The sequence below is a fragment of the Providencia sp. PROV116 genome (genome assembly GCF_028482485.1).
Lineage (GTDB): Bacteria > Pseudomonadota > Gammaproteobacteria > Enterobacterales > Enterobacteriaceae > Providencia > Providencia rettgeri.
In genome coordinates this window covers 113,005-137,974 of sequence record NZ_JAMPQO010000019.1, presented here as the reverse complement: position 1 = coordinate 137,974, position 24,970 = coordinate 113,005, and the positions used below count along the sequence as shown (strand labels likewise).

General features: G+C 41.7%; 19 protein-coding genes. 4 read left to right on the top strand and 15 right to left on the bottom strand.

Annotation, left to right across the window (positions count from 1 at the left end):
• Window positions 1–112: 112 nt before the first annotated feature.
• Complete coding sequence (locus PSE72_RS13880; protein ID WP_115167034.1) at window positions 113–1,447, bottom strand: isochorismate synthase; 1,335 nt, start codon at window positions 1,445–1,447, stop codon at window positions 113–115.
• Between the two features lie 751 nt (window positions 1,448–2,198).
• On the opposite strand from PSE72_RS13880, the gene PSE72_RS13875 reads away from it, so the two are divergent.
• Both PSE72_RS13875 and PSE72_RS13870 read left to right on the top strand, forming a co-directional pair.
• A complete protein-coding gene (locus PSE72_RS13875; protein ID WP_213942572.1) occupies window positions 2,199–3,407 on the top strand; it encodes an alpha-xenorhabdolysin family binary toxin subunit A in 1,209 nt (402 codons plus the stop codon).
• 11 nt (window positions 3,408–3,418) lie between these two features.
• A complete protein-coding gene (locus PSE72_RS13870; protein ID WP_198641559.1) occupies window positions 3,419–4,402 on the top strand; it encodes an alpha-xenorhabdolysin family binary toxin subunit B in 984 nt (327 codons plus the stop codon).
• A 55-nt stretch (window positions 4,403–4,457) separates the two neighbouring features.
• On the opposite strand, the gene nuoN is transcribed toward PSE72_RS13870, so the two are convergent.
• The 14 genes from nuoN to PSE72_RS13800 all read right to left on the bottom strand — a co-directional run bounded on the left by nuoN (window position 4,458) and on the right by PSE72_RS13800 (window position 21,469).
• Window positions 4,458–5,918: an NADH-quinone oxidoreductase subunit NuoN gene (nuoN, locus tag PSE72_RS13865; RefSeq protein WP_115167033.1), complete on the bottom strand. Its 1,461-nt coding sequence runs from the start codon at window positions 5,916–5,918 to the stop codon at window positions 4,458–4,460.
• A gap of 6 nt (window positions 5,919–5,924) precedes the next feature.
• Window positions 5,925–7,445: an NADH-quinone oxidoreductase subunit M gene (gene nuoM / locus PSE72_RS13860; RefSeq protein WP_115167032.1), complete on the bottom strand. Its 1,521-nt coding sequence runs from the start codon at window positions 7,443–7,445 to the stop codon at window positions 5,925–5,927.
• A gap of 19 nt (window positions 7,446–7,464) precedes the next feature.
• A complete protein-coding gene (nuoL, locus tag PSE72_RS13855) occupies window positions 7,465–9,306 on the bottom strand; it encodes an NADH-quinone oxidoreductase subunit L (protein WP_004912230.1) in 1,842 nt (613 codons plus the stop codon).
• Window positions 9,303–9,605 carry an NADH-quinone oxidoreductase subunit NuoK gene (gene nuoK / locus PSE72_RS13850; RefSeq protein ID WP_004912233.1) on the bottom strand — a complete coding sequence of 101 codons (303 nt, stop codon included), beginning with the start codon at window positions 9,603–9,605 and terminating at the stop codon, window positions 9,303–9,305. Before nuoK ends, nuoL begins: the two co-directional genes overlap by 4 nt.
• Entirely contained in the window at window positions 9,602–10,144 is a 543-nt protein-coding gene (nuoJ, locus tag PSE72_RS13845) for an NADH-quinone oxidoreductase subunit J (RefSeq protein ID WP_004912236.1), read from the bottom strand. Before nuoJ ends, nuoK begins: the two co-directional genes overlap by 4 nt.
• 12 nt (window positions 10,145–10,156) lie before the next feature.
• Window positions 10,157–10,699: an NADH-quinone oxidoreductase subunit NuoI gene (nuoI, locus tag PSE72_RS13840; protein WP_004259834.1), complete on the bottom strand. Its 543-nt coding sequence runs from the start codon at window positions 10,697–10,699 to the stop codon at window positions 10,157–10,159.
• A 14-nt stretch (window positions 10,700–10,713) separates the two neighbouring features.
• Complete coding sequence (gene nuoH / locus PSE72_RS13835; RefSeq protein ID WP_004912244.1) at window positions 10,714–11,691, bottom strand: NADH-quinone oxidoreductase subunit NuoH; 978 nt, start codon at window positions 11,689–11,691, stop codon at window positions 10,714–10,716.
• Window positions 11,691–14,423: an NADH-quinone oxidoreductase subunit NuoG gene (gene nuoG, locus PSE72_RS13830; RefSeq protein ID WP_198641558.1), complete on the bottom strand. Its 2,733-nt coding sequence runs from the start codon at window positions 14,421–14,423 to the stop codon at window positions 11,691–11,693. The genes nuoH and nuoG overlap by 1 nt, the downstream gene beginning before the upstream one ends.
• A gap of 89 nt (window positions 14,424–14,512) precedes the next feature.
• Entirely contained in the window at window positions 14,513–15,871 is a 1,359-nt protein-coding gene (gene nuoF / locus PSE72_RS13825) for an NADH-quinone oxidoreductase subunit NuoF (protein WP_217007698.1), read from the bottom strand.
• Entirely contained in the window at window positions 15,868–16,416 is a 549-nt protein-coding gene (nuoE, locus tag PSE72_RS13820) for an NADH-quinone oxidoreductase subunit NuoE (RefSeq protein WP_004912250.1), read from the bottom strand. Before nuoE ends, nuoF begins: the two co-directional genes overlap by 4 nt.
• A 2-nt stretch (window positions 16,417–16,418) precedes the next feature.
• Entirely contained in the window at window positions 16,419–18,221 is a 1,803-nt protein-coding gene (gene nuoC / locus PSE72_RS13815) for an NADH-quinone oxidoreductase subunit C/D (RefSeq protein WP_371021517.1), read from the bottom strand.
• 74 nt (window positions 18,222–18,295) lie between these two features.
• Entirely contained in the window at window positions 18,296–18,970 is a 675-nt protein-coding gene (locus PSE72_RS13810; RefSeq protein WP_004912254.1) for a NuoB/complex I 20 kDa subunit family protein, read from the bottom strand.
• 18 nt (window positions 18,971–18,988) lie between these two features.
• Window positions 18,989–19,432 carry an NADH-quinone oxidoreductase subunit A gene (locus tag PSE72_RS13805; RefSeq protein ID WP_004259806.1) on the bottom strand — a complete coding sequence of 148 codons (444 nt, stop codon included), beginning with the start codon at window positions 19,430–19,432 and terminating at the stop codon, window positions 18,989–18,991.
• Between the two features lie 1,113 nt (window positions 19,433–20,545).
• Complete coding sequence (locus tag PSE72_RS13800) at window positions 20,546–21,469, bottom strand: LysR family transcriptional regulator (RefSeq protein ID WP_115167031.1); 924 nt, start codon at window positions 21,467–21,469, stop codon at window positions 20,546–20,548.
• Between the two features lie 799 nt (window positions 21,470–22,268).
• Here PSE72_RS13800 and PSE72_RS13795 point away from each other — a divergent pair.
• Both PSE72_RS13795 and yfbR read left to right on the top strand, forming a co-directional pair.
• On the top strand, window positions 22,269–23,483 hold the full coding sequence (locus PSE72_RS13795) for a pyridoxal phosphate-dependent aminotransferase (RefSeq protein ID WP_004259802.1): 1,215 nt from the start codon (window positions 22,269–22,271) through the stop codon (window positions 23,481–23,483).
• Between the two features lie 408 nt (window positions 23,484–23,891).
• The gene (yfbR, locus tag PSE72_RS13790; RefSeq protein WP_004912262.1) at window positions 23,892–24,473 is read left to right on the top strand and encodes a 5'-deoxynucleotidase; all 582 of its coding nucleotides are present in this window, start codon (window positions 23,892–23,894) and stop codon (window positions 24,471–24,473) included.
• The last annotated feature ends 497 nt before the right edge of the window (window positions 24,474–24,970 follow it).

Genomic DNA, 24,970 nt, shown 5'->3' with positions numbered 1-24,970 from the left:
GCCCAGCAAATTATTAGTTATCAATTAGTTTAGACTGGCTGAAATAAATTTCTTGATCTCAGAACAATTTTTGGTGAACTAATTGAAATAAAAGAAAATAACCATTTTTATTTTATGGTTTTTCGTTATTTCCAAACAAAGATTTAAGCCCAGCTGCTTTATTTTCAATTTCTATCCACTCTTGCTTTGGATCTGAGTCACTGACGATACCAGCACCTGAATATAATGAGACATGTGCACCTTCTATTTGTGCACAACGTAGAGATACCGCAAATTCACTTTTATTCAAGCTAATAAACCCACCAGTTCCTGCATACCAACCACGAGAAAAGGGTTCATTACTTGCTAAAAATTGCCGTGCAACTTTACGAGGTAAACCACATACGGCAGCGGTAGGTTGAAGACGTTGTAGGCAATCGCTATCAGAAGGATTGATTAATGTCGCAACAATAGAGCGATAAAGGTGTTGGATTTTTCTCAAGCGGATGACTTTTGCTGACGATACATCAACCCCCGTCACTGCACCTTGTAATTGTTGGCAAATATCATCTACAACCACTAAATTTTCGTGTTGGTTCTTTTTATCTTCCATCAACCACTTAGCATACTCCGCAGCGACGGTGTCATCAGGGTCATTAGCGACAGTTCCCGCTAAGGCCTCAGAATTCAGTTGTTCATTTTGCCGTAAATATAAACGTTCCGGAGTCGAAGAGATGAACCCTGACTGTGCGTTGAAGGCCATCATAAAATGGTAACAATGATGATTCACCTGCTGGCTTTGGGCTAAAAACTCAGCAACCGCAATGGGTTTAGACAGGGTGAGTTTTGTTTCCCTTGCCATCACTACTTTTTCCATCTTCCCTGACTTCATGTCATCAATAGCGCAATTTAATAAACGACACCATTCATCATGCGTAGGAATATGTTCTTGTGCAGTAATATTGGCATTCAATGTCAATCTCACATGAGAAGTCGGCTTCAATTGCTGTAAAAGATGAATAGCATTCAAGCGGTCTTCTTCCCCCTCAATATTGACGCTAACACTAATTGTCGAACGTAATCGATGAATTTCAATGCGGGGCAAAAAACAAAAAGTTGCTTGGCGTTTTATCTCTTCAGGAATGCCCGCTCCAACCGCATTCCAGCCATTAAGCCCCCATAGGCGTATCTCTGGCATATCAGGATACTGAGATAAAAAAGTTTGTGCCGTATCTATCGAATCAAAGGATTTCACCATACCAAGAGCACTGCATTCCTCGGCACCAGTACGTTGATACCAGTAAAATTGAGGATAACTTTGCTGTACTGACAACCATGAAAGGCCAGGGAAAGAGGTTTGTGCATCTAATTGCCAAACTAAACGAGTAAACTCTTGATTTTTTAGAGTCAATGTAGACAAATGGTCCAAAATTTCAGTTATCAATTGATCAATTTTTTTATAGTTCACTTTAGATTCCCACTGCTACATCACACAAATTCACTACGGTTATTATATAGCGCAATACAATTTTTTAATACATTGATGACTAACAGTAAATGCTATATAGCCCACTCAGCACTAAAAGTAGATTACTTGCAATTAAGGGATTGCTTTTAGTACTTCGCTATAATTATTTTTTATGGCTCAAATGACGATAGCCAAGAGCAACTGTGTCAAAATAAACCTGTTATCACTCACTAATAGTGACCTTCAGGCTGTTGATAGTATAGCTTATTATGTATATTACATAGCACTCCATTCATTTAATTAATAGAAAATGTGATTTTATCCCCTTTAATCTTTGCTTCTTTCTCGAAACTGCATCATTTTTACCCAATGAAAATTTCATTTTGAAACATAGTGATATGTCAGCTTTAAACCCATGTTCCATTGCAAGCCTTTTTAATTCAAAACAAAAAAATTATCGTATATTTTAATTAATATCATATTCTTATTAGTTATTTTATTTAGCACTACTATAGATGATTTTCAAATAAAAATAATGGAGAATAATATTTAAAACACATATTAAATTATTCAAAATGCTATTTTTTAGCTCTGATTTTCATTTTTTAATATAAAACTTTCAGTCAATTTCTAGTAGGTTAACAAATATGAACTTTATATTTTTATTTGCAATAAATAGGTGATTTAACCATACAATAGTATTAAGAAAAATAAGCGTTCAATCTTTAACTTAATCAATGTGGAATTTAAAATGAATACAAAAGATAATTACGATAGAATTATTGAAAAAGAACATATAGGCCATACAACCTTAGCTTTATTAACTAATCAAGACACACTTTCAGCCCGTGAAGTCGGTATTTTCACATTAGAGGATTTAATTAGCATACATCGCCACGTTTACTTTTCTCTTTCTTTGCCTTGGAAAAAAAATGATATTCTAAAATGGTTTGGTATTACCTCATCAACAACCTTACCAATCGATACAAATGAACTAATTGGTACCATTATCAATATTCGTGAACATGCCAATAGCTGGGATAACGTTGAACAACATGTTAAAGAACAATCTGTCAATCTATCTCTAGTTAGCCGAAACATTATACAAACAGGTGGGCAAATTATTGAATATATAAACCATATGCCTATTTTGAAAAAAGTGTCTGAGAGTTTGAATGATATTAGTGAAAGTGAACTAGATGAAATATATTATCAAAATGATGACCAGCAAATAGCTACCGAGCTAACTAATATCTTACAATTAATTAGGGATGATATTAAAGACCAATCCATTAAGACAAGTAATATTAAAAATATCATTTCTGATTTCCGCGTACATATTACAGGAGGTTATTTATCAAATTATCAACATGTTGAATCATTGCTATTCAATGTTAAAGGGTTATATAAACAACTTGATCCCACTAATAATGAAACAACCGATTCCTATTTACAAGAATCACTTAAAATGAAAAAACAAGAACTCCAGCAATTAGAACTCGAGTATTCACACTTTGTGAAACTCAGTTTTACGGGTTTAGTTGGTGGTGTCATCGGCCTCATTATCACTGGAGGGATTTTTGGCTCAAAGGCTGAAAAAATTCGGGCAAAAAAGAATGAAACATTAACAGAAATAAAATCAATTAGTGACCAAATCTACAAAGAAAAATTTGCCCAAAAAGCTATTTTTGATATTCAAATCAATCTCCATAAAATTGATAGTTTATTTAAAGATGCCCGGTTAGCCGTTGACCACTTAGATTATATGTGGCTAGTCCTCCTAACCGAAATAACTCAATCAATCGAGGTTTTCAAAAAAATCAATAACGCTGAAAAACTTATTCAGTTCATTACTCATTTTAAACGTGCTATTACATCTTGGTATACCATTCAAGAATACTCGACACATTTAATAAAGTTATTTGATGAAATTCAACCAAATAACACTCCCCCTCAATAAAAGGTACTAATATGCAAGATAAGCTTGATTTACCCATACTCCCCCCTATTGATATTTATCAATTGAGGCATATGTCAAACGAAATTTCCGCTTTTAATAAAAATATAATACATTATGATTTTATTATCCATGGAAAAATACAAAAAATAGCCAGTAAATCCTTTAATATCAATGAAATAATCAGAAACTCAATACCGAAACTTAAAATAAAATTAAATTATATTTTAAAAAGCGAATTAAATAATGAAAATATCAACATACCTGATGAAATCTTAGTTAAAAGCTTCATTGAAGATTTAATTGATTTCAAGTTAGAATTAGAAAGAATAATTACCAAATTCAGTTATACCACTGATTCTTTATCACTCATTCATTTAGAAGAAAGCAATCAGCACAAACTACATCAATATACTGAGCAGAAAGAACTTCTAGTCACATCCAAAAATAGCAAAACTCTAAAAATAGATGAAATCAATCAACAGCACTCCGTTATCATCGCAGCAGAAGATATTATATTAAAATCTAAAATTACCGATTTCTTAAAGAAACATTTGTTAAATGACGAATTAATTGACTCAATTGATATGCCAACAAATAAAAAACAAATATTAAAATCAGCCGTTGCCTTTATTAAAAATTTATTATCAGTCATTGATGATGGTTTGGAATTTGCGCAACTTGTCGAGGTCAGACTAGATTTAGGCAATCAAATTTTAGAATTAAAAGAAGAAGTTAACCATATTGATAAAACAATATTTAAGCTTTCTCAGCTCATGCTATTAGCTGACCAAATAACCACTATAGATTCGCATAAATTGTCAATTATTACTCAGATAAGCTTAATTAAAGATTATTGGTTGCAATGGTGTCATTTTATTAATGAAAAATCGTCTGAAAAAATATTGAATATTCAAAAAATTAACTTAGCAAGTCAGGTACTCATGTCTTTCTTAGACGATATGGAATATCAATATCAACGCCAGTTACCCGATTAAAAAAACCGGCTACTTAGAAGTAACCGGTTTATTAGCAATAGGAAATTTTGGCCTATTAGTTAATCACAGCAAGCGCTGTTGATGTCATATCAATAAGTGGTTGTGGCCATACACCAAAGACGATAACAGCAATGGCGCAAATAACAGCAACAACAGTTCCTAATGTTGCTTTTTCAGGGCCTGTATAACGTTCTGCATGTTCTGCATCACGACTATATAGGCTAGCCATAAAGCTTAGGTAGTAATATAAACCAATAGCACTACCTACCACTACAGCCCCCGTTAGCCACCATAACTCTGCATTCACTGCGGATGCAATCACATAGAATTTACCAATAAACCCTAATGTAATTGGAATACCAGCTAATGAAAGCATCATTACCGTCATTACCGTTGCAAGAATTGGCTTATGCCAAAATAGCCCGCGGAATGCACTAAAGTCATCCTGATCATCACCACGGTAAGGGCTTGAAACGATACTCACAACACCAAATGCCCCTAAACTCGCAAACAAGTAACCCACTAAGTAGATTGCGATAGTGACTTGTGACGCAACAGGGTCGATACGTAACGCAACAAGAGCGACCAGTAAATAACCCATATGTGAGATAGATGAGTAACCCAGTAAGCGTTTTGCACTTTTTTGTGTGATAGCCAGTAAGTTACCAAACAAGATAGATGCAATAGCAATCACAGAAATCACAATCGCTAACGTATTGCTATTGGCGATTGGTGCTTCCAGAAAAATACGCACTAATACTGCGAAGATAGCGATTTTACTACCGGTTGCTAAGAAGGCTGACACTGGTGCTGGCGCACCCTGGTAAACGTCTGGTGTCCACAGTTGGAATGGAAACAGTGACAGTTTAAAGCCAAAGCCTACAATCAACATACCGAAACCAATCATCACCAATGGTGCGTGAATTTGGCTATCGGAAAGACTTTGACCAACAGCAGCAAAACTTAAACTACCCGATTCTGCATACAGTAACGCAATCCCGAATAACAGGAATGAAGACGCGGCTGCAGATAACAGCATGTACTTGATCCCGGCTTCTAATGTGCGGCTACGCTCAAAGGTATAAGCAACTAAACCAAACAGAGGCAATGAAATCAGCTCAATACCGATAAACATTGATGCCATATGATTTGACATAGATAACAGCACACCACCCGCTACTGCGATAACAACAAGTAAATGGAACTCATCTCTATTATCACCAAAACCTTCTAACCAGTGGTAAGCAAAGATAGACGTTCCAATACCTGCAATCAGGACTAATGCGCTATAGAACAGTGCAAAGCCATCAACACGAATAAGCGAAGTCACATCCATTAGGTAGCCATCGGCTACCCAAATGAGTGAAAGCAACGCAATAATAAAGCCTGATACTGTCAGCGCGGCACTGGTAAGGTGATCGCGTCGCCACGCAATGGACAGCATCACAACCACCGCCGTCAACCCGACGATCATCAGTGGTAGTATTGCGATCAGTTCTTGAGGAGTTATTGTCATGGCGAATTACAGCCCTAATGTTGTAAGTGAAGCAGAATACAGGTTATGTAATGTTTCCATCGAACCAATTGAGGTATCTAAAATTGGTTGTGGGTAGAAACCGATAATAACCAGTAAAGCAGCCAGAGCCAGCAGCACACCAAATTCACGTGCCGTTAACCCTTTCATTTCTTTTTCAGACTTAGGTGTACCGTAGTAGGTCTGTTGCATCATCCACAATGAATAGATAGAAGCAAACACTACACCAAAGACCATAATGCAGGTCACTAACGTGAATTGGCTGAAGCTACCGAACAAGATCATGAATTCACCAATGAAGTTACCTGTACCTGGCATTCCTAGCGTTGCCGCAGCAAAGAACAGGGACATTCCTGGTAACCATTTAATGCGTTTCCATAATCCACCCATCATGCGCATATCACGAGTTTGCGTACGTTCATACAGTTGACCACTGATGATAATCAGTGCCGCACCGGACAAACCGTTGGTGATCATTTGAATCACCGCACCTTGGTAAGCTAAGGTTGAACCCGCGTAAATAGCGACTGTCACAAACCCCATGTGGGATAAGCTACTGTACGCCGCCAGACGTTTGATATCCGTTTGTTTGAACGCTAACCATGCACCGTAGAAGATACTGATCACACCCAGTGTCATCGCCACAGGCGTGAACTGGATAGACGCTTCTGGGAACAGAGGCAAGGTAAAGCGTAACAGACCGTATGCTGCGGTTTTTAGCATGATACCGGAGATATCCACTGAACCCGCTGTTGGCGATTGCTCTTGGGTATCTGCCATCCAACCATGGAAAGGAACCAGTGGCATTTTAACGGCAAAGGCGATAAAGAAGCCTAACATCAACATAAATGCGACATTGCTAGAGAGTTCTGCACCCAGCAATTGGTTATAGTCGAATGTTAATACACCTGAAGTATTGTAGTTCGCCAACGCGAGCCCAATGATGGACACTAGCATGATCAAACCACTTGCTTGCGTATAGATGAAGAACTTAGTCGCGGCTTTGATATGTTGTCTGTTTTCTGACCCTTTGTGTCCCCAATTGGCAATCAGGAAATACATTGGGATCAGCATCATCTCCCAGAAGAAGAAGAATAAGAACAGGTCAACCGCGGTAAAAATCCCCATCACACCTGTGATAATCCACAACAGGTTAAAGTGATACGCACCTTGGTTTTTCTGGTTTTCACTCCAAGAGCTCAGAATCGAGAAGCCCCCCATGATAGCCGTTAACACGACCATCAGCAGTGATAAACCGTCAATTGCTAAATGAAAGTCAATTCCCAGTGACGGGATCCACGGCATAAAGAAAACAGATTGCCATTGTGGAATACCTTGTGGATTGACAAGGGAGTAGCTCCCTTGTAACCACAATTGTACGGAAAGTATCAATGTTATTCCCATCGTTGCCAGTGCAATCCAACGCGGTGCGCGATGACTGAACCGGTCAGCCTGCCAGCTTAGCAGGCCTCCGATGAAGGGAATGAGTATTAGCCAGGGTAATAGCATGGCGCAATGTGTCCCTTAATTAAACCAAAAGCAGCAGAGCAAGAATCAGCACTGCACCCAGCCCCAACGAGGCAACATACCAACGAATTTGGCCGTTTTCACTCACTGCAAGCCCTTTATTTGCCCAACGTGAAAGATGTGCAGGGATATTCATCAGAGAGTTAACCGGATCGCTTTCTAGTAGCCATGCTATACCTTTAAATGGCTTAACAAAGACTACATCGTACAGCCAATCGAATCCCCACGCTTGGTACCACCATGCGCTGAAGAAACGACCCACTGCAGTTTTCGCGATAGCATCGACTATTGAACGTCTGAACAGATAGAGGAATACCGCAATTAATAGACCTGCGATAGCAAACCCGCCAGAAATCGCTTCGAGTAAGACTTTACCGTCTTCACTGCCTGCGGCTTCGGCTGGGAAAACCCCTTCGAGTGGTTGGTGGATTAATGCACCAACAAACGTTGCAAGAATAGCCAAAATGCCCAGTGGTAATGTGTGAGTGATGCCTTTAACCTTGTGCGCTTTGATTTTCGCTTCACCGTGGAACACGATGAAAATCATACGGAAGGTATAAATTGCGGTCATTAATGCACCGAGGATACCTGCCCACAACAACACAGTTTGTCCATCAAGCTGCGCACCCCACAAAATTGCATCTTTACTGTAGAAACCTGCGGTAAACAGTGGCAATGCTGCCAGCGCGCTTCCGCCGATTAACATCACAGCGTAGATGAATGGAATTTGCTTACGCAGCCCACCCATTTTGAAGATATTTTGTTCGTGGTGGCATGCCAAAATGACTGAACCTGCTGACAGGAACAACAACGCTTTAAAGAAAGCATGCGTCATCAGGTGGAAAATGGCTGCATCCCATGCTTGTACACCTAGTGCCAAGAACATATAACCGATTTGGCTCATCGTGGAGTATGCAAGCACACGTTTGATATCGGTTTGCACCAGTGCAGCAAACCCAGCCAGTACTAATGTCACAGCCCCCACAACGCCGACTAAATGTAATACTTCAGGCGCTAACAGGAACAGAACATGGGTACGAGCAATTAAGTACACACCCGCGGTTACCATGGTTGCGGCATGGATCAGTGCAGAAACTGGCGTTGGACCCGCCATCGCATCTGCCAACCACGTTTGCAATGGTAACTGTGCTGATTTACCGACTGCACCACCTAATAACATCAAGGTTGCCCAGTTGATCGCACTTGAACCTTCCGCAAATTTTTGAGGTGCTAACACCGCCATTTCGCTGAAATTCAGTGTGCCAAGCTCATTCCACAGAATAAACATACCAATTGCGAGGAACACATCACCGATACGCGTTACAAAGAACGCTTTCATCGCCGCTTTGCCGTTTTCTGGATTGGTATAATAGAAACCAATCAACAGGTAACTGCACAGCCCTACCCCTTCCCAACCGAGATACATCAGCATCATGTTGTCAGCGAGGACTAAAACCACCATGCTTGCGATAAACAAGTTAGTGTAAGCGAAGAAACGTGAGTAACCTTCCTCGCCACGCATATACCAAGATGCATATACGTGGATAAGGAAGCCCACACCCGTTACCACACCTAACATGGTCAGTGACAGGCCATCTAACATTAGAGTGAATGGGATATTAAAGGTACCGACAGACATCCAAGTCCAAAGTGGCTGGATGAATACGCTACCTGCGTCTTGAGCTAAAAATTCATTGCCAGCATAGAATGCGACGACGGCCGCTAAGCCAACCGACCCCGCACCAATAATGGCCGAAACGTTTTCTGACCAGCGTCCACGAGAGAAGGCTAACAGCACCGACCCCAGTAAAGGCAACAGAATAGTTAAATAGAGTAGGTTCATCCGCGCATCTCACTGACTTTATCAATATTCAGGTTCTGACGATGACGATGGAGTTGCAGTAACAACGCCAATCCAATACTCGCCTCCGCTGCAGCCAATGCGATTGCCAAAATATACATAATTTGGCCGTCTGGCTGCCCCCAAAAACTCCCTGCAACCACAAATGCCAGTGCAGTTGAGTTAATCATGATTTCCAGTCCGATCAGCATGAAAAGCAGATTACGGCGAATAACAAGGCAACTGAGCCCCATCACAAATAAAATCGCCGCTAAAATCAGACCGTGTTCTAGAGGTATCATTTTTGTTCCTCCGCCTTCTCGATGCTGACAAGGTCAGCACCGTTTTCTTTACGGTCACGTCCAACGTGGAATGCTACCACTAAACCTGCGAGTAATAACAAAGATGCCAATTCGACAGCCAGAACATACGGCCCAAATAGGCTAATTCCCACTTCTTTCGCCCCAATGATGGTTCCCTCAATGCCTTCTTGATAAGACAACGAGGTGATGCCGTAAACTAAGATAGCCAATAAAACCGCGGATAACACCGCAGGGCCAATCCAGTTTTTCGGCGTCAACCAAGCGCGCTCTTGTTCTTGAACAGAACGCCCTAAGTTGAGCATCATCACGACGAACACGAACAGGACCATAATGGCACCTGCATATACGATGATTTCCAATGCCCCAGCAAAATACGCGCCGAGGGAGAAAAACACCATTGACAGAGCCAGCAGAGAAACAACCAGATACAACAGTGCATGCACCGGATTTGTATTCGTTATCACCCTTAAAGTTGCTAAAATGGCAACTAGACCGGCGATATAAAATGTAAATTCCATGAATATCGCTCCTTATGGCAACAGGTCTTTGACGTTAATCGGTTTCGCTTCGTTATCCGCTTCACCTTTGTCTTTACCTGCAATCGCCATACCCGATTTACGGTAAAAGTTATAATCAGGATATTTACCCGGACCTGAAATCAACAGGTCATTTTTCTCGTAAACCAGATCCTGACGTCTCCAATCGGCCATTTCAAAATCAGGTGTTAATTGGATTGCCGTGGTTGGGCAAGCCTCTTCACACAGACCGCAGAAAATACAGCGCGAAAAGTTAACGCGGAAAAATTCAGGGTACCAGCGGCCGTCTTCATGTTCAGCTTTTTGCAGTGAGATACATCCCACAGGGCAAGCAACCGCACATAAGTTACACGCAACACAACGCTCTTCACCGTCTGGATCGCGCGTTAGTACGATACGCCCACGGTAACGGGGTGGCAGATAAACCGGCTCTTCTGGATACATTTGCGTTTCGCGTTTATCGAACGCATGTAGGCCGACCATCCAAATACTACGTACTTGGGTGGCGAAACCGACCAATAACTCTTTCAATGTCATGGTTCAATCACCCCTTACTGAGCGTTGTATAAAATCACTGCTGCAGTACCCAGCAGATTAAGCAGTGTCAACGGCAGACAAATTTTCCAACCGAAAGACATCACTTGGTCATAACGTGGACGCGGTAAAGAGGCACGGATCAAGATAAACATCATCATGAAGAAGCCAGTTTTGATAGCAAACCACAAGAATGACGGCAGGAATGGACCATGCCAGCCACCAAAGAACAGCGTCACAATCAGTGCAGAAACCGTTACGATACCGATATACTCACCGACGAAGAACAAACCAAACTTCATACCTGAGTATTCAACGTGGTAACCATCAGCAATCTCTTGTTCTGCTTCGGGTTGGTCAAACGGATGACGGTGACATACCGCAACGCCCGCTATCGCAAAAGTCACAAAACCAAAGAACTGCGGAATAATATTCCACATGCCTTCTTGGGAGTTCACAATATCAATCAGGTTGAATGAACCTGCTTGTGCAACCACACCCATTAAAGAAAGGCCTAAGAACACTTCGTAACTCACGGTTTGTGCTGACGCACGCATCGCACCTAATAATGAGTATTTGTTGTTACTTGACCAACCTGCGAATAACACCGCATAGACAGCGAGACCCGCCATCATCAGAAAGAATAAAATCCCGATATTGAGGTCTGCAACATGCCAAGTCGGGCTAACAGGGACGATGGCAAATGCTAAGAACAGTGAACAAAACGCAATCACTGGTGCAAGCGTAAAGATTTTCTTGTCAGCAAACTGCGGGATCCAGTCTTCTTTAAACAGCATTTTGAACATATCCGCGATTAACTGGCCCATCCCAAAGGGACCCACGCGGTTAGGGCCATAACGGTTCTGGAACAGACCGAGAATACGGCGCTCTCCCAGACTCATGTATGCCCCACAAGTCACAACAACCAATAATATGACGACAGATTTAAGGATGGAAATTAACACTTCCATCACTTCAGGAGAAATCCAATCCATCATGCTCCCCTCCGCAGATTATTGACTGACACGCCAGCCATTGAAGGTGCGATACCTGGCATTCCTAACGGTAAGCCAATTTGACCTGTAGACAGGTGATTACTTAGGCGGACAGTCAAGTTAAACACTTGACCTGCATGGCTAAACTCCGCTTTAGTTCCTGCTGACAGGCCGAGTGACGCAGCATCTTGCGTGTTCAGCATGATATAAGGCTCAGGCATACGCTCTTGAATTACTTCTGAACGCTGTGACATTTCATCACTGCCGAACAGGTGGTAATAAGGTGCGACAACCCACTGAGCTTCATTGGCTTGATAAGCCGCTGGAATTTCAGTGAAGTAAGCCAATTTGCTCTGTGTTGAATTGAACAAACGGATACCCGGGTCACCAAATAACAGGTGACCACCCACTTCGGCTTGGAATTTGTTCCAGGCTTGTGGTGAGTTCCAACCCGGCGCCCATGCAAATGGAATTTGCTGACGTGGCGCGATTGGGCTGTTGTTCCCTTCCATTGAGAAAGCAAATGGAGAGTCAATATCTTGCGGTTGACGAGGTTCATGAACAGATTGATTTGCTAGCATTGCTGTACGACCACTGTAACGATGTGGTTCACGCGCCAGTTTTTGACCACGAATACGGAAAGACGCTTTTGGTGCGGCATCAACCATACCTGAGAATTGTGGCATTGCGGCAACACAATCTGCGATGACGTGATCAAGTTGCGACCAATCCGCATCACGCTCTTGCGCTTCAGTTTGCAGTGAATGCATCCAGCGCCAGCTTTCGTTCATCACGATAGCTTTGTCGTAATAAGTTGGGTCAAAGACTTGGAAGAAACGCTGAGCACGACCTTCTTGGTTAATCAACGTACCGTCTGCTTCAGCAAAGCTTGCGGCTGGCAGAACCAATGTTGCTTTATCCATGATGTCGGTTTGCTGATGATCTGCAACAATCAAGTGGCTCAATTTCGCTAATGCGCTATTGACGGCATCCACGCTGCTGTGACGGTACAGGTCATTTTCGATAACGATAGCCACGTCCGCTTCGTTCGCTTCAATGCGAGCTAAAGCGCTGTCTAATGGCTGTGCGTTCATCATTGCCAGACCGAAACTATTCGCATGAGACGCTAAGTAAGATAACCCAACATTCGCGCCTTTGGCTTTCAGTGCAAATGCCACGTTAGCGGCCGCTTGGATCATTGCCTCGCTGGCACTATGGCTACCACTAATAATTAATGGTTTTTTCGCACCAGCTAATGCCTGAGCAATGGTTTCAACTTTGGCTTTTAAGTCTGCGGGTAAATCATTCACCGCAGGGGCTTCGCCGTTAATCATATTGGCGATAGCAAAACCGAAACGTGCTTGGTCAGCTACTGGTGCACGATAATTAAAGGCAGCCACATCGTCTAAACGCGTATCATCAACGTTGGTAATAAACAGCGGATATTTTGCATGTTGACCAATATTCATGATTGCGGCGATTTGCCAGTCAGCGACTTTTTGCGCTGCGGCCATTTCACGTGCTTTACCTTTCACCGCTTGGCGAACAGATAACGCCATACGTGCACCTGTCTGAGTTAAATCTTCACCCAGTACCAGTACCGCATCATAGCCTTCTACTTCACGCAATGTTGGCGTATAGATACCGCCGTTTTGCAGGATGTTTTGCATCAGCGCTAAGCGGCGTTGCTCTCCCGCAGAAATACCTGAATAGAAGTTATCTGCTCCGACTAATGCGCGCAATGCATAGTTGCTTTCAACGCTCGCGCGTGGAGAGCCAATACCAATCACTTTTTTCGCTTGATTGATAATTTGCGCACCACTTTGCATTGCTTCGATAGCCGAAATGACTTGTTTGACGCCATTTTTATTGAGTACCGCTTGACGAGGACGATCTTTACGGTTGACATAACCGTAACCAAAACGACCACGGTCGCACAGGAAATAGTGGTTTACCGAACCGTTATAACGGTTTTCGATACGACGGATTTCACCATAACGCTCACCCGGGCTCGTGTTACAACCGATACTGCACTGTTGGCAGATACCGGGGGCAAACTGCATATCCCACTTACGGTTATAGCGCTCTGAATGTGTTTTATCAGTGAATACCCCAGTAGGACAAACTTCAACTAAGTTACCGGAAAACTCACTTTCCAGTGTACCGTCTTCAGTACGACCGAAATACACATAGTTATGTGCACCATACACACCCAAGTCTGTGCCATCTGCGTAATCTTTGTAGTAACGAACACAACGATAACACGCGATACAACGGTTCATTTCATGACTAATAAATGGACCGAGGTCTTGGTTAATGTGAGTACGTTTCGTAAAACGATATTTACGCATGTTATGACCGGTCATCACCGTCATATCTTGTAGGTGACAGTTCCCCCCTTCCTCACAGACTGGACAGTCATGAGGATGGTTGGTCATCAGCCATTCCACAACACTTTCACGGAATTGTTTGGCTTCTTCATCATCAATAGAGATGTAAGTCCCTTCCGTTGCGGGTGTCATACAAGACATTACTAGGCGACCGCGTGTGTCATCTGCGTTCTGATACTGCTTAACCGCACACTGGCGGCAAGCGCCAACGCTTCCCAGCGCCGGATGCCAGCAAAAATAAGGAATATCTAGCCCTAGAGAAAGACAGGCTTGTAACAGGTTTTCAGACCCGTTTACGTCATATTCTTTGCCGTCTACATATATTGTAGCCATAGTCAGCATGCTTCCCAAAGGCCCGCATAAAGCAGGCGTTAATCAAAAATACGTTCTTCGTGAAAAATCTATTTAGCGGTTGCTCAATCGCTAAACAATTACCAGCGCTGCTTCAGCAGGTTGGGTTGGATACCCGCAATCTGCACAATGTTACGCAGATTTTTTTGCGAAATACCCGCTTCGAATTCATCACGGAAATATTTGATGGCACTTTGTAGCGGTTCGACCGCACCCGGTGCGTGAGCGCAGAAAGTTTTACCTGGCCCTAAGAAACGGCACAGCTGCTCTAGGGTTTCAATATCCCCCGGCTGCCCTTCACCTTTTTCCAGCGCTTGTAAAATTTTCACACTCCATGGCAGACCATCACGGCACGGCGTACACCAACCACAAGATTCACGGGCAAAGAAAGTTTCTAAGTTACGCACTAAAGAAACCATGTTGATTTCATGATCAACCGCCATCGCTAATGCAGTACCAAGACGGCTGCCTGCTTTCGCAATATTTTCGAAATCCATCGGTAAGTCGAGGTGGTCGTTAGTCAGGAAGTCTGTCCCTGCTCCACCTGGCTGCCATGCTTTTAATTTCAGCCCATCACGCATACCACCTGCGTAATCTTCCAACACTTCACGTGCCGTGGTACCAAATGGCAATTCCCATAAACCCGGATTTTTCACGCGGCCTGAGAAGCCCATCAATTTCGTGCCCGCGTCTTTACTCTTACCTGCGCTTAAATCGATATACCATTGGTCGCCGTGCTCTAAAATTGCTGGCACGTTACAAATAGTTTCGACGTTATTGACACAAGTTGGTTTACCCCAAGCACCTGATGTTGCAGGGAATGGTGGCTTAGAACGTGGGTTAGCGCGACGGCCTTCTAAGGAGTTAATCAGTGCAGTTTCTTCACCGCAGATATAACGCCCAGCGCCGGTGTGAACAAATAGTTCGAAATCAAAACCTGAACCGAGGATATTTTTGCCTAACAGGCCCGCCGCTTTGGCTTCTTCGATGGCACGGCGCAGATTTTGCGCAGCTTCAACATACTCACCCCGTAAGAAGATATAACCACGATAGGCTTTAAGTGCATAAGCGCCTGTGATCATCCCTTCAACTAACAAGTGAGGGAGTTGCTCCATCAATAAACGGTCTTTATAGGTGCCCGGTTCCATTTCATCCGCATTACATAAGAAGTAACGCAGTTTCATGTTTTCGTCTTTTGGCATCAGGCTCCATTTCAGACCCGTTGAGAAACCCGCACCGCCGCGCCCTTTCAGGCCAGCGTCTTTCACAAGGTTCACAACTTCATCGGGAGCCATACCTTTGAGCGCACGCTCAAGGCCTTTGTATCCGTTCTTACTGCGATACTCATCTAACCAAACAGGCTGATTGTCATCACGCAAACGCCATGTTAGAGGATGAGTTTCAGCAGTACGGATCACTGGATTAACAGAATTTGTCATGGATACTGCTCCAGTAATTTTTGAATATTTTCAGGCTGCACGTAGCTGTGAGTGTCCTCATCGATCATCATCGTAGGACCCTTGTCACAGTTACCCAAGCAACAGGTTGGCAGCAACGTAAAGCGACCATCGGCTGTTGTTTGGCCCGGGCGAATATTCAGCTGTTTAATGATTTCAGCTTCTAAGCCCTGATACCCTGTAATATGGCAAACAACACTGTCGCAATAGCGAATAATGTGGCGACCTACTGGCTGGCGGAAGATTTGGCTATAGAATGTCGCCACACCTTCAACATCACTGGCTGGGATGCCTAAGACGTCAGCGATAGCATGGATCGCACCATCTTCAACCCAACCGCGGTTTTTTTGCACAATTTTCAGTGCTTCAATTGAGGCAGCACGTGCATCTTCGTAATGGTGTTTCTCACCTTCAATCTCTTCACGCTCTTTCTCTGTTAAGACAAAGCCATGATTGACTTGCGGTTCAAACACATTCACGACATTGAGCTCATTGTGCTTCTCATTTTCGTTATGTTCATTATGCATGGTTAGCGATCCACATCCGACATTACAAAATCGATACTACCCAGATAGACGATTAAGTCTGAAACTAAACTACCTCTGATCACCGCAGGAATTTGCTGTAAGTGCTCATAGCTCGGGGTACGAATACGCGTACGGTAGCTCATGGTGCTACCATCACTGGTTAAGTAGTAGCTGTTGATACCCTTCGTAGCTTCGACCATCTGGAATGACTCATTTGCTGGCATCACCGGCCCCCAAGACACTTGCAAGAAGTGGTTGATCAGGGTTTCGATGTGCTGCAACGTGCGTTCTTTTGGTGGCGGAGTTGTCAGTGGATGGTCAGCTTTGAATGGGCCTTCTGGCATATTCTTATAGCATTGCTCAAGAATACGGATACTCTGACGCATCTCTTCCACTTTGATCATCACGCGGTCATAACAGTCACCGTTATGAGCGATAGGAATATCAAACTCGAAGTTTTCATAGCCTGAATATGGACGCCATTTACGTACGTCAAAATCAACGCCTGTTGCACGTAATCCAGCCCCTGTCACACCCCATGCCAACGCCTCTTCTTTTGAGTACATTGCAGTACCGATAGAGCGACCTTTTAAGATGGAGTTTTTCAGTGCAGAAGTTACATAAGACTCTAAACGTTTTGGCAACCAGTCTAATAACTCACGCAGCAGTTTTTCCCAACCACGCGGTAAGTCGTGCGCAACACCACCGATACGGAACCATGCGGGGTGCATACGGAAACCGGTAATTGCTTCAATGACGTTGTAGACTTTTTGACGGTCAGTAAACGCAAAGAAGACCGGGGTCATCGCACCAACGTCTTGGATATAGGTACTGATATACAGTAAGTGGCTGTTGATACGGAATAACTCAGACAACATGACACGAATGGTTTTCACGCGATCCGGCACTTCAATACCAGCCAGTTTTTCAACGGCCAACACATATGGCATTTCATTCACACAACCGCCGAGGTACTCGATACGGTCAGTGTAAGGAATGTAGCTATGCCATGACTGGCGTTCACCCATTTTTTCAGCACCACGGTGGTGGTAGCCAATATCAGGTACGCAGTCGATAATTTCTTCACCATCCAATTGCAGCACGATACGGAACGCACCGTGTGAGGATGGGTGGTTTGGCCCCAAGTTCAGGAACATGAAATCTTCGTTTTCATTTCCACGTGCCATGCCCCACTCTTCTGGTTTGAAAGTCAAGGCTTCCATTTCCAGATCTTGTTTCTGCTTAGTCAGCACAAAAGGGTCAAACTCAGTCGCACGCGCAGGATAATCCTTACGTAGCGGATGACCTTCCCAGCTTGGAGACATTAAAAGGCGGCGTAAATTTGGGTGACCTTGGAAGGTGATACCGAACATATCCCACACTTCACGTTCATGCCAATTCGCATTCGGGAACAATGAAACGATCGAAGGCACGTTTAAGTCTTTCTCATTAAGAGCGACTTTTAACATGATATCGCGGTTACGATCGATAGAGATGAGGTGGTAGAAAACACTAAAGTCTGCTTCTGGCAGACCTTGACGGTGAATTCGTTGACGTTCATCTACCCCATGTAAGTCAAATAACATGACATACGGTTTTGGTAATTTCTTTAGGAAATCGACCACTTCCAGTAACTGTTCACGACGCACCCAAACCACTGGCATGCCAGTGCGAGTTGCTTGAACAGAAAAGGCATCCGGCCCAAATTGATTGCGCAGTTCCAGAAGCACAGGGTCGTTTAAGTGATCCTGTGTCTGCCATCCTGGCTGGGTACTACTCGCTTGCGCTATCTGATCTGTCATCATTCTTCACCATAACGCTTGATCAGGTTTATTATTTCGCAACAACATTGCTCTGTTACGCTGTATGGCTTTAAGCCTTAAATTTCGTCTGGTGTACGCAGGTTAGTCACTGCAATACGTTCACCGTGCTTTCTTTCTCTTTCTGATTGCATATTGGCACGGTAAACCCCTTGGTCTCCAACAACCCAAGACAGCGGTCGACGCTCTTTACCGATAGATTCTTGCAACAGAAGCAGAGCCTGCATATAGGCTTCTGGACGCGGTGGGCAACCTGGGATATACACATCTACAGGAATAAATTTATCGACGCCTTGTACAACAGAATAAATGTCATACATGCCACCAGAGTTGGCACATGAACCCATGGAGATTACCCATTTTGGTTCAAGCATTTGGTCATACAGACGTTGAATAACAGGCGCCATTTTAGTGAAACAGGTACCTGCTACTACCATGAAATCGGCTTGACGAGGTGAAGCACGCAGTACTTCTGCACCAAAGCGGGCGACGTCATGAACAGCCGTGAACGAAGTCACCATTTCTACATAGCAACATGAAAGACCAAAGTTATATGGCCAGAGAGAGTTTTTGCGCCCCCAGTTAACCACATCGTGAAGTGCATGAGAAAGTTTCCCCATGTAAACACTGTTTTCAACTTGCTGCTCCAGTGGATCAGTGACGATTTCCTGGGTTTGCAGTGGGTAACGGTCGTTCTCACCGTTCGGATCTATGCGGGTGAGCGTATAATCCATTGTATAATGCCTCGCTTTTTACTGCGGATGACGATTGCTGATTTTAATAACTTCACTAGGATGCTTAACTTTTCCGCGGGAACGGACTGGAGTCCAATCCAATGCTCCTACGCGAACGAGATAAAACAGTCCCGCCAACAATACCAAAATAAAGATCGCGGCTTCGATGAAACCTACCCAACCGGCTTCGCGGATGGCAACTGACCATGCAAATAAGAACATGGCTTCAACATCGAAGATAACGAAAAACATGGCGACTAAGTAAAACTTAGCAGACATGCGGAGACGTGCACTACCGACCGAGTCGATACCGGACTCATAAGGAACATGTTTTGTTCTGGCTTTGGCGCGGCTACCTAAAAAGTGACCTGCGACCAACATGAAAGCACAAAGACCGATAGTGCCGATAAGGAATATCGCAAACGCCCAGTTATGGGCTAACGCTAGGATTGATGTAGACATACTCGTTGCTTACTCATTACTTATGGTGTGTTAACTGCTCTTTTTTACATCACGGCAGAGTTGCACCACAATTGCCCAGTTAATCGAGAAGAAAGACCAAAATTGATCACAAACTAAAATATCCCCAAACTTAAATCAGCCTGTTGACTGCGTTTGGTTTGTCCTCTCTCATTACAATTTATTTTACTTAAATTAAGTAAAATAACCCGTATTTGTTACAAAAATTTCACACTTTGAAAACAATAGAACAACAAAAAGTAACCATAATCTGCTAAAACGTGTCAGTGTAATGATACTCAAGTAAACACGCAAACTAGTTTAACTGATTATTCGTTTTTACTACACCATTATCTCAGGAAAAACCTGTCTTAACAGATGAAAAATTGCGCTTTTTATTTGATCTAACGCACACTTTTATTGAAAAAGTACTCAATTTGTTTACATAGCATTCAATTTCACTTTAAGTCTTTGTAACTCTTTTTAACGCATAACTTCAAGTAACTGACTGACATTACAGCGCTATTTTATCTATTCAATAAAAAATTATTGTTAATAACATAACAAACTGTTAACTAAACAATGAAATTCATGTTATGCCAGCTACATCACAATTATTTCATGGTCTTTCCTATTTAACCATACTTATTAAGTGGTTAATTGCTTTTTTTATGAGCGGATATCGATAAAAAATCGATAAATTTAAACTTGATAACCGATTAAAAATATCACAGAGCATTATTTAAACATGTATAAAAGCCAATTTCTCGATACCACTCCCCAATATTGAAAAATGAGTTCCATACTTTGAAATAATCGTTTCAGTCATCCGCATCAATTCACGTTATCTGTTATCTAGCAGCTCAATTAGTCTGTACGTTAACCATTTAATCAGTGATAGCCACCTCAACCTCCGCTCACATCTTATTTAGACTGCGATTAACATGTTGATTTTATTTGTACATAGCCAATAACGCATTGATCACAAACAAGTGATCCCGTAATAGATTGGCAAAAATGACATAAAAAACGGTAATCCCAAACGTATTGGGATTACCGTCATTACACTAAATTAATTAAGTATTGGCGTTAAGATAACCAGATGAATCGATTAACTTAATTACCTTCCTCGCTGCTATCCATCAACTCACTTGCTGAGGCTGCAACATAAGGGATTTTTTTGTTTTCAATCGCATTAAATACTGTCAGAACAAAATCTTTTTGCTCGTCTGCATTCTTATACAACCAATACTGAATGTCTGGTAAACGTGGCAGCCCATCAGCTTCATTCAAAATACGTAAATCTGCATTTTGCATTTCCATTGGTCTGGCGGTTACCCCAACCTCAGCATTGACTGCCGCACGAACAGCAGGTAAAGAAGCTGCTTCATACGCAACATGCCATGACAAACCTGCATCATCAAGGGCACTAGTACAAAGTTTACGATATGGATTGGTTTCATCCATAACAACTAATGGGACTGGCTCATTGGGACGTAATTGAAAATCAGGTGCACTGTGCCACAAAACAGGCACTGTTCTTAGAGCTGTTTTGGGGTGGTGACTAATTCTTGCTGTTGTTAAAGCAAGATCTATCTCATGATTATCAAGCATTGACTCAATAAATTGTGCTCGTTTAATGCGCACTTCTACGGCAATTCTTGGATAAACAGACGCGATACGATTAAGTAAGAAAGGTAATAAGATATCGACGGTGTCATCGGATGCGCCAATACGCAATTCACCATCAGCGTCATTATAAGTTAATGACGCTGTAGCATCATCATTGGCGCGAAGTATTTGCCTTGCGTAGCCAAGTAATTGTAATCCGTGCGCGGTGAGCAGTTTATTTCGCCCATGGCGAGCGAAAAGCTCACGGCCGACTAATTGCTCTAAACGTTGCATTTGCTGGCTCACAGCAGATTGTGTTCGACAAACGGCTGCTGCTGCGGCTGCAAATGTGTTAAGATCTGCGACAGCGACGAAAGTACGTAGCAAATCAAGATCTAGGTTCATGATGGGACGATTGGAATTTATCATCGTTCATTCTCTTATATAATTTTATGTTACCTGGTGTTTCTGCTCTCCTCCATGAGAATCAGCGAGTTTATAGCGACTACTAAGACTACTAAGTGAGTGCATTTCTAATCCATAGATCTGCAATGACTTCTCATTATTTTACTTTTTTGCATCCAGCTCATTAATCGCTAACGATAGAGCAGGGTACAAATAGCATACTTCCAAAAATCAAATAATTTTAATAAAAGGGGGATGATTTCCTAAAAAACACGCTAAAACGCGCTTGATAGGTTACGCTTAAATAGTAACATATTTAATGTAATCACAATTATTTTAATGTAAGCACATTATAAAATTCGTTTCACTATTTTTATATAGTCAAAAATATCAAATAGTTATAATTTTAAGCAGCACTTTTGGTTAAAGAAAGCAGCTTGAAACAATCAATATTACTAACAAAATCGCCCTAATTATTATAAAAAAAGGCCATTACAGCAAAAAAATCATGTCTGATTTAATGATTCAATGCTTAATATTACATTTTGATACAATTTTCTTTTTTTCCGCTATTTTTATGCTTTTTTACTTTTTATACTCCAAAACATCAAAGAATGTCGATATTATAATTCAAACAATTCAATATTATAAGAATATACATCCAACCTAAAATAAATAATAAGATACCAAACATTACATTTAAGCGTAAACCAACCTTTTACACCAAAAATAACCTTGCATCTTCAAAAGCTTCTGAGGGAGGAGTACAGTAAAGGAATAACGCCGGCCCGACCAATGTAACCCATAGGGTAATGAGAGAACTATGAATAATCTAACTAAATCCAGTAAGCTCGATAATGTTTGCTATGACATTCGTGGGCCCGTATTAAAAGAAGCGAAGCGCCTAGAAGAAGAAGGCAACAAAGTCCTCAAACTCAATATTGGTAATCCGGCCCCGTTTGGTTTTGAAGCTCCAGATGAAATCCTTGTGGATGTCTTGCGTAATCTGCCAAGTTCTCAAGGTTATTGCGACTCAAAAGGCTTGTATTCTGCCCGTAAAGCGATTGTGCAGCATTACCAAGCTCGTGGCATTCATGAAATGACAGTAGAAGATGTCTACATTGGTAATGGTGTTTCCGAATTAATCGTACAAGCCATGCAAGCACTGCTTAATAATGGTGATGAAATGTTAGTACCAGCGCCTGATTATCCATTATGGACTGCTGCAGTTTCCCTTTCGGGAGGAAAAGCAGTTCATTATATGTGTGATGAACAGCAAGGTTGGATGCCTGACATTGAAGATATTCGCAAAAAAATCACACCAAGAACACGTGGTATTGTGGTCATTAACCCCAATAACCCAACGGGTGCGGTCTACAGCAAAGACCTATTAATGGAAATTGTCGAATTGGCTCGCCAGCACAATCTTATTATTTATGCTGATGAGATTTACGATAAAATTCTTTATGATGATGCAGTGCACCACTCTATTGCCGCCCTCGCCCCTGATTTATTAACCATTACATTTAATGGCTTATCTAAAACGTATCGCGTCGCTGGCTTCCGCCAAGGTTGGATGGTATTAAACGGCCCGAAAAAACATGCGAAAAGTTACATTGAAGGTTTAGAAATGCTAGCCTCTATGCGCCTATGCGCAAACGTGCCGATGCAGCATGCTATTCAAACTGCACTGGGTGGCTACCAAAGTATTAGTGAATTCATTCAACCAGGCGGCCGTTTATATGAGCAACGTAATCGTGCATGGGAATTGATCAACCAAATACCCGGCGTTTCATGTGTAAAACCACAAGGTGCCCTGTATATGTTCCCGAAAATAGATATTAAACGATTTAATATCTATGATGACCAAAAAATGATTTTAGACCTGTTACTACAAGAAAAAGTGTTGTTAGTTCAAGGTACCGCATTTAACTGGCCTGAACCTGACCATTTCCGCATCGTTACGCTACCTTATGCGGATGACCTTGAAATGGCGATTAATAAATTCGGCCGCTTCCTTGAAGGCTATCGCCAATAAAAATTTATTCAAAATAATAAAAAGCCTCCTAATTCCGGAGGCTTTTTTTATTCTAAATTTAGCCATCATTAATAGACTGTATTATTTTGATAATCAAAGAATAGAAATAAAATAAATTGCCACAAGGAAAAAGCCCAATAATATAAATGGAAAATATTTCATATTGCCTCGTTATTTCTGGGTTGAACAACCATTATATTTTTTTGATTACATAATTCAACACAATTAAAATAGCAGTTAAGTTATAATCTAAAATTGATTATATTATTATGATTATCTTAATATGCAAAATAAATATTAAAACATAATTACTAGAGAGTAACTTATTAAAAAACAATAAAATTATATCGCTGCTACATTATTTCCGTTATAATTTTTTTCGTTTGCAGACACTAAAGAAGAGGACTTATGAGCTACTTTTTCGCCCACCTTGCTAGAATGAAGTTAATCCACCGCTGGCCGTTAATGCGCAATGTCCGAACAGAGAATGTCTCTGAACATAGTCTTCAAGTAGCCATGGTTGCCCATGCGCTCGCTATCATTAAAAACCGTAAGTTCGCAGGGAACGTTAACGCAGAAAAAATCGCTTTATATGCGATGTACCATGATGCTAGTGAAGTGATTACGGGGGATTTACCAACTCCAATAAAGTATCACAACCAGCAAATTGCTCATGAATACAAAAAAATAGAAAAATTCGCTCAGCAAAAACTACTCGATATGCTCCCAGAAGAACTACAAGAGGATTTTAAAGCACTATTAATTGAAGATATACAATCAGAAGAAGAGCATTTTATTGTTAAACAAGCCGATACACTGTGTGCCTATTTAAAATGTTTAGAAGAACTGTCCGCGGGCAATAGTGAATTTAAATTAGCCAAAAGACGGCTAGAAAAAATGCTTGCGGAAAGAAATAGTCCAGAAATGGAGTATTTTATGAAAACGTTTGTGCCAAGTTTTACCCTATCATTAGATGAAATTAGTAATTAATTTAAAATAAGGAATGAGCGTATCGTTCCTTATTTTAACACTCGATAACTTTATATTTTTATGTAATTATTCAGTTTTTTATGCCGAACTGATACCCGTCCAACAATCTGAAGATGAAGAAAAATGTGCGTATAATTTTCTAGACTCGCCATTAATTCCTAATATAACTCCACCACCATCCCCAGATGTTATATTACAACTAACATCATGTTTACATTCATAAACCTCACGTTCGTAACGTCCAAAATTTAATATGCCAAATATCAAAGCCTACACCTATATAGTATTTGAACCCAAAACAATTTTCTAAAATACCTTTATTCGGTACATGTTCAATATGTTACTGATCTTTCGTATTCATCCAAGGAACAGACGCGAGATGTGTTAGAGTCACATTTTTATATCTTTTCCCCAAAAATTCTCAAATGTTGCATAACCATAATAATACCTTTCTTGTATATTTTTGACTTGAACCATAAATTCACCTCTTAATAATT